Here is an 11,866-nt window from a genome sequence, read left to right as displayed (position 1 = left end):
CACCGGGATCAGCGGCATGCACTCAATTTGCGGAACACCACAAAACATTGTGGGAGTGGGCTTGCTCACGAAGGCGTCAGATCATTCATATCCACGTTGAATGGCACACCGCTTTCGCGAGCAAGCCCGATCCCACAGGGATTGGCGGCATGCACTCAATTTGCGGACCACCACAAAACCGTGTGGGAGTGGGCTTGCTCACGAAGGTGTCAGGTCAGTTGCATCTACGTTGACTGGCACACCGCTTTCGCGAGCAGGCTCGCTCCCACCGGGATCAGCGGCATGCACTCAATTTGCGGAACACCACAAAACATTGTGGGAGTGGGCTTGCTCACGAAGGCGTTGGGTCAGTCACATCCACGTTGACTGGCACACCGCTTTCGCGAGCAAGCCCGCTCCCAGAGGGATTGGCGGCATGCGATCAATTTGCAGACCGCCACAAAAACATTGTGGGAGTGGGCTTGCTCACGAAGGCGTCAGATCAGTCACATCCACGTTGACTGGCACACCGCTTTCGCGAGCAAGCCCGCTCCCACAGGGATCAGCGGCATGCGATCAATTTGCAGACCGCCACAAAAACAGTGTGGGAGCGAGCCTGCTCGCGAAGGCGTCAGATCAGTCTCATCCACATTGACTGGCACACCGCTTTCGCGAGCAAGCCCGCTCCCACAGGGATTGGCGGCATGCACTCAATTTGCGGTACACCACAAAACATTGAGGGAGTGGGCTTGCTCACGAAGGCATCAGGTCGGTTACAACGACGTTGACTGGCATACGGCTTTCGCGAGCAGGCTCGCTCCCACAGGGATTGGCGGCATGTACTCAATTTGCGGACCACCACAAAACCGTGTGGGAGTGGGCTTGCTCACGAAGGCGGCGGGTCAGTCACATCCACGTTGAATGGCACACCGCTTTCGCGAGCAAGCCCGCTCCCACAGGGATTGGCGGCATGCACTCAATTTGCGGAACACCACAAAACATTGTGGGAGTGGGCTTGCTCACGAAGGCATCAGGTCGGTTACAACGACGTTGACTGGCACACCGCTTTCGCGAGCAGGCTCGCTCCCACAGGAGAACTGCTTGTGTGATCGAGGTTGGTTAAAGCGCTGGAATATCCAGCGGTGCCGCCATGAACTGGCTGATCCGCGAGCGTAGCCACTTTTCTGCCGGGTCGTTGTCGTGCACTCCGCTCCAGGCCATCGACAATTGCGCGGCATCGATCGGGAACGGCGGATCTTCGGCACGCAGGGCGCAGCCTTCAACAAGGGCACAGGCGGCATAATCCGGAACGGTGGCGATCATCTCGGTGCCAGCGAGCAAGGCACGCAAACCGCTGAACTGCGGCACGCCGAGAACCACCCGGCGGCAGCGGCCGATCTTGGCCAGATCCAGGTCGATATTGCCGCTCAGGTCGCCGGAGAACGACACCATCGCATGCGGACGCTCGCAATATTCATCGAGGGTCAGAGGCCCCGGACGGTCGTCGCCGCGCAGCACTTTGCAGGGAATATCACGCAGTTTCTTGCGTTTGGCATTGGCCGGCAGATCGGTAGTGTAGCTGACGCCCACGGAGATCTCCCCCGAAGCCAACAACGCCGGCATCAACAGGTAGTTGGCGCGGCGCACCACCACGACAATTCCCGGCGCCTCCTGCTGAAGCTGGCGCAACAGCGGCGGAAACAGACCGAACTCGGCGTCGTCCGACAGACCGATGCGAAACACGTCGCAACTGCTCGCCGGTTCGAATTCCTTGGCACGGCTGACCGCACCGGAAATCACATCCATCGCCGGTTGCAGTTCCTTGAGGATCGCCAGCGCGCGCGCCGTCGGCTCCATGCCGCGACCGTTGCGCAGCAGCAACGGATCGTCGAACAGATCACGCAAGCGCCCCAGTGCAGCGCTGACCGCCGGCTGGCCCATGAACAGTTTTTCGGCAACGCGGGTCAGGTTCTTTTCGAACATCAGCGCTTCGAAAATCACCAGCAGGTTCATGTCGACGCGGCGCAGATCGTTACGGTTCATGGGCGTGGTTTCCTTATCGGTGTCGGACGCTTTTTGCCACAGGCGCTGGGCACTTTACTCGATCAACGGCACTTTCGCCGCGCGTTTGTAAGGGCCGTACTCCACCGGCACCCACTGGAAATGTTTGCCCTCGGCGGCGATGTGACCGATGCCCGGGAACGGCAGATGCGCTGCCGTTACCCAGGTCTTGCTCGCTGCCGCAGCACTGAACACTGCCTGCCGACTGGCGATCGCTTGCTGACTGTTGACGTCGAAACTGATCGAGACTTCCGGGTGCAAAAACTGCACCGCGAGGTTGTGCACCAGATCGCCCATAAACACGATGCTCTGTTGCTGCGAGCTGAAGCGGTACGTGGTGCTGCCCGGCGTATGCCCGGCTTCTAGAGTTGATTCGACCAGCCCGGGCAGCGGTGATTGCCCGGCGGCAAACGTCTTGAAGCGGCCAGAGGCAACATAGGGGGCAGTGGAATCCCGGGCAATTTTGAAGAACTCTTCGGCTCCCGCCGGGGCCTTGGCCAGCGCTGCCGGATCAAGCCAGTAATCTGCCTCTGCCTTGGCCGCATAGACGGTGGCATTGGTGAACAGCGGCTTCTTCTCTGCATCGACCAGACCACAGACGTGATCGAGGTGCAGGTGGGTCAGCAAAATTGTGTCGACCTGCTCAGGCTTGTAACCGGCGGCCTGCATGTTGGCCGAGAGTTGGCCTGCGGTGGCGCCGATGCACTGCCCTGCGCCGGTGTCGACCAGAATCAATTGTGTGCCGGTGTTGACCAGAAAGGCATTGAACGCCGTCTGCACGCCCGGGCTTTCAATCGAACGGCGTGCGAGCAGCGCGCGAATCTGGCTCTGGCTCATGCCCTGCAACAGCTTCGGCGACAAATCGTTGTAACCGTCGAACAACGCAGTGACTTCGTAATCGCCCACCGCCAAGCGGAAATAACCCGGCGCCTGAGTGCCCACCTGCGGTGCCTGCGCCATCGCGCCGGACATTGCCAGCATGACCGCCAGGGTCGTTGCTGCTTTCACCAAGCCTTTCATTGCATTCCCCTTTGAACCTGGCCAACGGCGGCCGCGCTTTGTCGACATCGTCGCGCAAAGCGCCGGGCGCTGACTTGCAAGGATGTGCTGAGTTCCAGCCTCAGCAAGGAAATTAACAACGATTAACTCGTCAGCCTCACGCCCTCGCCCAACAATGAAGTCCTCTGCGCAGCGTTGCTTTTTTGACCTGAGGGAATGCGCCGACCGTGTATTCCCCACCGACACGGACCTTGGCCATGGCTTATCTACAGCAAACCGTCGCCCTCGCCCCTGCCTGCGAACCGCGTAAAAACACGACTGGCGGACTCAGTCCGCAGCGCGAACGCCAGATCAAACAGTTGATTCTCGATCGCTTGGGCGAAAGTCTCGAAGTGGCTGAACTGGCCCGGGCCTGTTCACTGTCACGCAGTCATTTCTCCCGCGCATTCAAGTGCAGTACCGGCCTGTCGCCACAGGACTGGATCCGCGCCCAGCGCCTTGCTCGAGCCAAGCTGCTGATCCAGCACACCGACCTGAGCCTGACGCAGATCAGCCTGGAATGCGGCTTCTGCGATCAGGCGCACTTCTGCCATATGTTCACCCGCAGCGAGGGCATCAATCCCTTTGCCTGGCGCTGTCGAGTCATGGGCAAACCGAAAAACAACGCAGCGCAACCTGCGGTGTTTTGACTGCTGCCGTTACGCCACCCGTTGCACTGATGCTCAAACCTGAGGATTATGCCCGGACACCCCGGATCAGAAGGCCTGCGCATGCGCCAGGCACTGGTTCACCCTGTCCGTCGCATCACCGCAGGAGCGCGCTGTTGAGTTTTTCCCCGAATCAGGCCATTGCGTTTGGCCCCTATCGGATTCATCCCGGGCAACGACTGCTACTTGAAGGCCAACAGCCTTTGCGCCTGGGACGGCGGGCGATGGACATCCTCCTGATTTTGCTGGCACACGCCGGTGAAGTGGTGAGCAAACAGCAATTGATGGCCGGGGTCTGGCCAGACAGTGTGGTTGAAGACATCAACTTGCGCGTGCACATGGCGGCGCTGCGCAAAGCGCTGGGCGACGGGCAGAACGGCCAGCGCTACATCGTCACCGTGGCGCAGCGCGGCTACAGTTTTGTCGCACCGATCGTGCTCGACAGCATCGAACAAAAACCGGCAATGCCCGTCGCCAGACACAACCTGCCGCTGCGTCGCACGCGAATGATCGGCCGCCAGCCGCTGGTCGATCACTTGATTACGCAACTGCCGCGCCGACGCTGCATTACCCTGGTCGGCCCCGGCGGCATCGGCAAGACCACCGTCGCCCTGCGCGTCGCCGAACAACTGATCGGCCAGTATCGCGACGGCATCCGCCTGGTCGATCTGGCACCCATCGTCGACCCCGCGCTGCTCGGCTCGCACCTGGCGACGCTGCTCGATCTGTCCGCGCCTGAAGGCGATGCGCAGGCTGGTCTGGTCGATGGCCTGCGTGAACGGCAAATGCTGCTGGTGATCGACAACTGCGAGCACCTGATTGATGCGATCGCGGCGCTCAGCGAGCAGATTCTGCGCGGCGCACCCAAGGTGCATATCCTCGCGACCAGTCGCGAGAGCCTGCGTGCTGAAGGTGAGTTTGTGCAGCGTCTGGAATCACTTGAATGCCCGTCCATGTCTACGCCGATGGAACCGGCCCAGGCGCTGGGCTTTGCTGCGTTGCAATTGTTTGTCGAACGCGCCACGGCTGCCCGGGAAAACTTTCAACTGAGCCACGCCGAACTGCCGCAAGCGATCGAGATCTGCCAGCGCCTGGACGGCATTCCGCTGGCACTGGAACTGGCCGCCGCACAGGTCGGCGAATTGGGTATGGATGGACTGCTCAAGCAGTTGCGCGAAGGTTTGCCGCCGCTGTCCGCTGGACAACACAGCAGTGCCGAGCGTCACCTGACCCTGCGCGCGACGATGGACTGGAGTTTCAACCTGCTCAACGGCTGCGAGCAAACCTGTCTGCGCCGTCTGGGCATCTTCCGCGGCAGCTTCACCCTCGCCTCGGCGGCGGCAGTGGTCATCGGCCAGCAGATCGATCCCGGCGCGGCGTTCACCGCCGTCACACAATTGGTGGCCAAATCCCTGCTTAGCGTCGAAGTGGGCGACGAAGATGTTTTCTATCGCCTCCTCGACACGACGCGCCACTACGCGCTGGAAAAACTCGAACAGGCCGAAGAGCTCAGCGCCACCCGCCAACGCCACGCCGAGCGCTGCCTGACACTGATGCAGCAGGCGCAGGCGGATTGGGACAATACTCCGACTGTATTGTGGATGGAGCGTTATGCCCGGGGTCTGGAGGATTTGCGCGCGGCGCTGGACTGGAGCCTCAACGGTCCGGGACCGGATGAACTGGGCGTGCAACTGACAGCCGCGTCGGCACCGTTATGGCAAGAGCTGTCGTTGCTGCGCGATTACAGCCGCTATGTGCGCCGGGCGCTGAGTCTGCTGGAGCCTTCGCGAGCAGGCTCGCTCCCGCAGCCCTGCCCTCGCCTGCAAATCGCCTTGAAGCTGGCGCTCGGCAGCGCCAGCTATCACACCTGGGGCGGCACGCCACAAACCATCCAGGCCTTCGTCGACGCCTGCCGATTAGCCGAAGAACACGGCGATCTGGCCGGGCAACTGCGTGCGATATCGGGGCACATGGCGGTCAACCTGAGCTGCGGGCATTACCGCATGGCGCTCGCGCAGAGTGAGCAATTCGACCGCATCGGTGTGCACGGCGAGCCATTGCTGTCGCTGAGCACGCATCGCTTGCGCGTGCTCGCCCTGCATTATGCCGGCGACCAGCCGCAGGCCCGTGCACATGCCGAACAGGTGCTGCAACGCATGGCCCACAGCGGCCATCTCAATCGTTTCACCCATGGTTTTGGCGTGCAGTACGACCAGAGCGTCGCTTCGCTGACGGTACTGGCCCGGGTGCTGTGGTTGCAGGGCTTGCCTGAGCAGGCTTGGCGGGCGGCACGGCAAGCGCTGGACATTGCCGTGCAGATCAACCACGGAACCTCGATCTGCTACACCCTGGCGCTGGCCAGTTGTCTGATCGCCCATTACAACGGTGATCGCGACAACGCCCGAGCCCTTCTGCAGTTGCTGCTGGAACAATCGCAGAAGCATTCGGTGCTGCTGTTCAATAACTGGGGGCGGCAGTATGCGCAGGTGATCGATCCAGACAATGCCGCGCCCGTATCAGCGCAGAGCAGCGGTTTGATCCGGGAAGTGATGGTTACGCTGGATGAACGCTTTGTCGATGAGGCACTGGTGGAGCGAGCACGCAGTGGGGACGCGGGTTGGAGTACGGCGGAAATATTGCGGGCACGGGCAGCGGCGTTGTTGAAGAATTCACATAAGCCGCTTCGCGAGCAAGCTCGCTCCCACAAGGGGTCGGTGTCGGGCGCAAATTCCGAGTTGTGCGCTGATTCCTGTGGGAGCGAGCCTGCTCGCGAAGCGGCCCTCTCGGACACCGCTGAAACCCAAGCCGAACAAACCCTGCAACAAGCGCTGACCATTGCCAGAAGCCAAGGCGCGCTGGCCTGGGAACTGCGTAGCGCCACGGATCTCGCTGGACTGTGGCACCGCCAATTGCGCCACCGCGAAGCACTGGATCTGCTCACGCCAATCTACCAGCGCTTCACCGAAGGCTACGCCACTCCAGACTTGCGCAACGTGCGCCAGCTACTCGACAACCTGCGCGACCAGTGCCCGGCCTGACGTATTGCGCGTGCGGCTGAGATAGCGCGCATGACGCTGTTCCAGTTCAAGCCACTCGTCGCTGCGCTCAAGCCGATCACGCGCATAGCGGCGCACGGTGTTGAGCATCCAATAGCGAACCTTGGCCTGGATGGGTTGCTGAATCAGCAACGATTTGCGCGCCAGGTCTTCGATGATTGAGGTCAACCTGGAGCCGGCCAAATCCGCGCAGCTGACCACACTCACTGCAGCTTCCAGGGTAAACCCGCTGCCGAACACCGACAGACGCAGCAGCACACGCTGCTGCGTTTGCGTCAGGTACTGAAAGCTCCAATCGATGGCAGCCGCCATCGACTGATGGCGCGGTTCAGCAGTGCGCCGGCCTTGACCGAGCAACTGCAGACCGTTTTCAACCTGGGCCTGTAGACCGATCAAACCCAGCGCGTCGATCTGCGCCGCGGCGAGTTCGATCGCCAGCGGCAGACCGTCCAGTTGACGGCAGATCTCGCGCACGCCCGGCAAATCCTGTTCACGTAAACTGAAGCCATGCTGCCTTGACCGCGCGCGATTGACGAACAACTGCACCGCCGGATAGCTCATGGCTTCTTCGACGGAATTCAATGTCGAGCGCTTGGGAATCGCCAACAGCGGCACGTAATGAACGGTCTCCTGCACCAATTGCAGGGCTTCGCGGCCGGTGACCAGAATCGACAGGCGAGGCGCAGCATGCAACAGGGTTTCAACCAGAGCCGCGCAGCTGTCGCGCTGGTGGTCACAGTTGTCCAGTATCAGCAAGGCGTGGCGGCCGATCAGTGTGAAAAAGTCTGTGTTCAGGGTGCGCAACAGGTGGTCGAGCAAGGGCCTGTCATCTTCGAGGCTGGCAAGGTCGAACCACCAGGCGCCATCGCGAAAGTATTGCAGCAACAATTCCGCTACACGCAGTGCCACTGTGGTTTTGCCAACACCCGGCGCACCGGTAATCGTCATCAAGCGGCACGCCGGCATTTGTCGAACCAGACTACCGACCAAGGCATCGCGCCCACCGACTGGCGTCAGTCGTGCCGGAAGATTGTGCAGTCGCGTGAGCGCGGCAGCGGGCACGGTCAGCGCATCACTTGTCCCCTTCTCCACCGGAGCGACAAAGCTGTAGCCGCACTGCGCCACGTGAATGATGAAACGCTGCCCGTTAATGCCGTCACCCAGTGCGCGGCGCAACGCCGCGATGTGCACCCGCAGGTTGATCTCTTCAACGATCGATGTCGGCCATACACGAGCAATCAACTGCTCTTTGCTGACCACCGTCCCCGCGTGTTCAAGCAGCACCTGCAGAATGTCCATGGCGCGCCCGCCCATGCGCAGCGGCTGTTCTCCTTCGAGAACCAAGCGTTGGCGCACATGGAAAGCGTACGGGCCAAAACGCAGCACCGAACCGAGGCTTGTGTCGTTGTGATTATCCATGCCAAACATCTTGGCACTCTCGCGTGACGATACAACCGCCACAGCCGACGCAGTGCGGACATCCGACTGCGTCAGACGGACAGAACCGCTCTAGCTGAACTGTTCGCGGTATTGTAACGGCGTAAGACCGAGCTTTTCTGCGAACAACGAGCGCATATGCCGGACGCTGCCAAAGCCACTTTTGTAGGCAATGGTCTTGAGCGGCAGATCGCTGGTTTCCAACAGGTTTCGCGCGCAGTCGATGCGGGCATTCTGCAGAAACTCCATGGGAGTCATGTTGACGTCACGGGAGAACAGGCGAGCAAAGTGCCGTGCGCTCATGTTCGCCAATCCGGCCATGCGCTCTACTGTGAAGGGCTCATCCAGGTGTTCAAGGACGTAATTCTGCGCGCGGGTGATGGGCGTTTCTTGCGGTGAGACTGCCGCCATCAACGGGCTGAACTGCGCTTGCCCGCCCTGGCGCTTCATGACCACCAACAGGACCTTGGCGACGTCCTGGGCGATTTTCTTGCCGTGATCCCGGGCGACTACCGCCAGTGCCAGATCGATGCCGGCCGTCACGCCACCCGAGGTGATGAGATTACGATCCTCGACGTAGATCTGATCGGTGGTCACCGTGGTTTTCGGAAAAGCCTTGATCAGGCGCTCGGTGTAGTTCCAGTGCGTAGTGACGCGATAGCCATCAAGCAGGCAGGCATGGCCGAGGATAAAGGCGCCAGTGCAAATCGAACCGTAACGCTCCGCGCGCGGCACGGCTTTTTTCAACCAGCCAAACAGCTCGGGAAATCTCTGGTTATAGGCGCCGGGTCCGCCCGGCACCAATAGCAGGTCATAGCGCTCGGCCGCTTCGTCGATGTGCAAGTCAGCCTGAACCTGCACGCCATTGGACGCCCTCAGCAAGCCGCGCTCTGTGCCTAACGTCGTCAGTTGATAGTGCAGATCAGGCTTCAGATAACGGTTGGCGACTGAAAACACCTCCAGCGGCCCCGCCATGTCGAGCATCAGAAAGTCAGGGAACAGCACCATTGCTACGGTTTTCATCGCAGGTTTCACACATATTCAAGGGTCAAGACGCACGCTTCAGCCGAGGCATTATGGCCGACTGAGTTGTCATGAGCGTGTTCGAATGCGTCAACCATAACGCAAAACTGTCAACCTGAACCGGACAGTCTTTCAATTTCCAACTACTTATTGCCTTCTCGGGTAACCAGTAACCTTCTCCTCACTCGGACGAATTCACGTCCCGCCAGGAGATTTCATCATGCTGACTCTTCGCAAAGCCTCCGATCGCGGCCTCGCCAATCACGGCTGGTTGAAGTCGTTTCACACCTTCTCGTTCGCCAGCTACCGCAACCCGCGTGAACAGGGTTTCTCCGATCTGCTGGTGATCAACGATGACCGGGTCGCCGCCGGCAAAGGTTTTGGCCAACATCCGCACCGCGACATGGAAATCTTTTCCTATGTGCTCGAAGGCGCCCTGGAACATAAGGACACCCTTGGTACTGGCTCGGTGATCCGCCCCGGCGACGTGCAACTGATGAGCGCCGGCAGCGGCGTGGCGCACAGTGAGTTCAACCACTCGGCCACCAAGCCCGTGCACTTTCTGCAAATCTGGATCGTGCCGGACGTCAGCGGCGCCAAACCGCGCTATCAACAGGAGCATTTCAGCGCGCAGAAAAAACGCGGTCGCCTGCAACTGATCATCTCGCCGGACGGTGGCAACGGTTCACTGAAAGTCCGTCAGGATGCACGCGTCTACGCCGGGTTATTCGACGGCAAGGAAAGTGCCACGCTGAACTTGCCTGCCAATCGTTACGCGTACGTGCACGTCGCTCGTGGCAGCGTAGAGCTCAACGGCCAACTCTTGCAGGAAGGTGATGGCGTGCGGGTTCGTGAAGAACAGTTGCTTACCTTGAGCAACGGCGTCGATGCCGAAGTGCTCGTGTTCGACCTGCGGCCTCAGGAGCAGCCGGAAATGCCATGATCTGGCGCATCGAGAACGGCCTTCTACCGAGGGCCGTTTTTATTGCGGCGGCAGCGTAATGGTTCGTTCAACTGGTTTGGGGGCGGAGACCTCTTTGCCAATCTGAATCGCTGCCAGGGTGGTTTGGATCGTTGTCAACACCGCCGCCTGATTGGCGAAATGTGCGCCAACCAACAAGGAAGCCACGCCGAGGAAATGCACGGTGGTGGCAGCCCAGTAATTGGCCTTTACCGTCGATGCCTGTCTGATCGCTTCCCGCGATTCGTCGGCAATTTTCTGTACGCCCATCCACATCACGTCATAACGCTTGTCCCGTTCCTGTAGGGTCTTGTCCCGTTCAAGATAGGCCTTGTCCCGCTCTGCCTGAGCAGCGAGGAACCCGCGAATGTCGGCGCGCATTTCTGCGACGCGGCCATCCATTCTCGTCTCGATGGTTTCTATCCTGGCATCGAATTCTTCGCGACTTATGCTGCTCATGGTTTGCCCGTCCCGCCCTGCATTCGACCTGTCCGTGTCTGCATATTGATTCACTTCCCTGATTTTCAATTCGACACCTTTATATGGCTACCGAGGCCTTCCCTGGCACTTCGTTTCGATGCAGGACCGAGGTCTGCATCGAACTGCAGTCACAATAGATTTCATCGCCTTCGGCGACAAGCCGGCCCATTCTGCCTCGGATGTAGGCCGTTTCGTCAGACGCTGTAGCCCTGGCAAAACCCTGAACCACTTATTCGTTTTCCAGCGCAAAAACCTCAACGATCTGCTCGATCACGGCCCGTACCCGCGCGGTGTGGCGCAAGTCGGCGTGGGTGACGAGCCACACTTCATACGGCAGCGGCCGGGTCCGCTCCGGCCAGAGTCTGAACAGGCCGTCGCGCTCGCCCATATACACCGGGATTTCCCCTATGCCGAGGCCGGCGGCAAGGGAACGACGCACTAGAAGGCTGGAGCTGAGCGTGGCGACGATGCGTCCGCGGGTCAACGGTTCAGAGACCAGCGTGAGGTCTTTTTTGCTCTGCAAATACGGCTGATACACCACGAGATCATGGCCCTCGAAAGCACTGCCCGGCTGCGGTTCGCCATGGCGGTCGACATAAGCCTGCGCCGCGAAAAGTCCTACAGGCCAACGGGCGATTCGCCGAGCGATAAGATCCGGATTATCCGGCCGGGTATTGCGCACCGCGATATCGGCCTCGCGCTTGGCCAGACTGAGGATTTGTGTCGACGCGTCCAGCTGAATCTGCACTTCCGGATGCTGGTCATGCAGGCGCGCCATCGCCGGGATGATGAAATCGATGGCCAGCGAGTCGGTGGTGCTGACCCTTACATTACCGGTCAGCCGATCGTCCAGCCCGTGGATGTGTCGCTCCAGTTCCAGCGCCGAATGCTCCATTTTTTCCGCACTTCTGAGCGCTGCCTCGCCGACGGCCGTGAGCGCATAGCCATCAGAGGTTCGCAGGAATAGCGTCGCGCTCAAAGACTTTTCCAGCGCGGTGACGCGTCGCCCTACAGTGGCTTGGTCCACGCCCAGAACCCGCGCAGCACCGCGCAAGGTCGACTCTCTACAGACCGCAAGAAATACTCGCGCATCATCCCAATTCATGCTGCCCCCATGAAGCATTTTTGCATCACCGTGCCGCTTAATCGCTGCATATCCGCAG

At 60.3% G+C, this 11,866-nt stretch carries 9 protein-coding genes; 3 read left to right on the top strand and 6 right to left on the bottom strand.

Annotated features, from left to right (window positions below):
• Positions 1-1,098 precede the first annotated feature (1,098 nt).
• Both AC4IHP_RS24460 and AC4IHP_RS24455 read right to left on the bottom strand, forming a co-directional pair.
• Complete coding sequence (locus tag AC4IHP_RS24460; RefSeq protein WP_039762138.1) at positions 1,099-2,022, bottom strand: LysR family transcriptional regulator; 924 nt, start codon at positions 2,020-2,022, stop codon at positions 1,099-1,101.
• A gap of 54 nt (positions 2,023-2,076) precedes the next feature.
• Positions 2,077-3,060, bottom strand: coding sequence for an MBL fold metallo-hydrolase (locus AC4IHP_RS24455; protein ID WP_490832947.1), 984 nt, complete (start codon positions 3,058-3,060; stop codon positions 2,077-2,079).
• 236 nt (positions 3,061-3,296) lie between these two features.
• Here AC4IHP_RS24455 and AC4IHP_RS24450 point away from each other — a divergent pair, with 236 nt between their 5' ends.
• Positions 3,297-3,728 carry a helix-turn-helix domain-containing protein gene (locus AC4IHP_RS24450; RefSeq protein WP_125926667.1) on the top strand — a complete coding sequence of 144 codons (432 nt, stop codon included), beginning with the start codon at positions 3,297-3,299 and terminating at the stop codon, positions 3,726-3,728.
• A 134-nt stretch (positions 3,729-3,862) separates the two neighbouring features.
• On the top strand, positions 3,863-6,784 hold the full coding sequence (locus AC4IHP_RS24445; protein WP_490832946.1) for an ATP-binding protein: 2,922 nt from the start codon (positions 3,863-3,865) through the stop codon (positions 6,782-6,784).
• On the opposite strand, the gene AC4IHP_RS24440 is transcribed toward AC4IHP_RS24445, so the two are convergent.
• Both AC4IHP_RS24440 and AC4IHP_RS24435 read right to left on the bottom strand, forming a co-directional pair.
• Complete coding sequence (locus AC4IHP_RS24440; RefSeq protein WP_490832945.1) at positions 6,749-8,221, bottom strand: ATP-binding protein; 1,473 nt, start codon at positions 8,219-8,221, stop codon at positions 6,749-6,751. The two genes, AC4IHP_RS24445 and AC4IHP_RS24440, sit on opposite strands and share 36 nt — an antisense overlap.
• Before the next feature lie 90 nt (positions 8,222-8,311).
• Positions 8,312-9,262 carry a GlxA family transcriptional regulator gene (locus AC4IHP_RS24435; RefSeq protein ID WP_460118077.1) on the bottom strand — a complete coding sequence of 317 codons (951 nt, stop codon included), beginning with the start codon at positions 9,260-9,262 and terminating at the stop codon, positions 8,312-8,314.
• Positions 9,263-9,482: 220 nt separating this feature from the next.
• Between AC4IHP_RS24435 and AC4IHP_RS24430 the strand changes: the two genes are divergently transcribed.
• Positions 9,483-10,205: a pirin family protein gene (locus tag AC4IHP_RS24430; protein WP_460118074.1), complete on the top strand. Its 723-nt coding sequence runs from the start codon at positions 9,483-9,485 to the stop codon at positions 10,203-10,205.
• A 39-nt stretch (positions 10,206-10,244) separates the two neighbouring features.
• Here the strand turns inward: AC4IHP_RS24430 and AC4IHP_RS24425 are convergent, their stop codons facing one another.
• Together AC4IHP_RS24425 and AC4IHP_RS24420 are read right to left on the bottom strand one after the other, a co-directional pair.
• Complete coding sequence (locus tag AC4IHP_RS24425; protein WP_490832944.1) at positions 10,245-10,682, bottom strand: hypothetical protein; 438 nt, start codon at positions 10,680-10,682, stop codon at positions 10,245-10,247.
• 250 nt (positions 10,683-10,932) lie between these two features.
• Positions 10,933-11,808 (bottom strand): LysR family transcriptional regulator, encoded by an 876-nt coding sequence (locus tag AC4IHP_RS24420; RefSeq protein WP_460125292.1) that lies wholly within the window; start codon positions 11,806-11,808, stop codon positions 10,933-10,935.
• Between the last annotated feature and the right edge of the window lie 58 nt (positions 11,809-11,866).

It is taken from the genome of Pseudomonas sp. UF-293, assembly GCF_058245595.1.
This window is presented reverse-complemented; position numbering and strand designations above follow the sequence as displayed.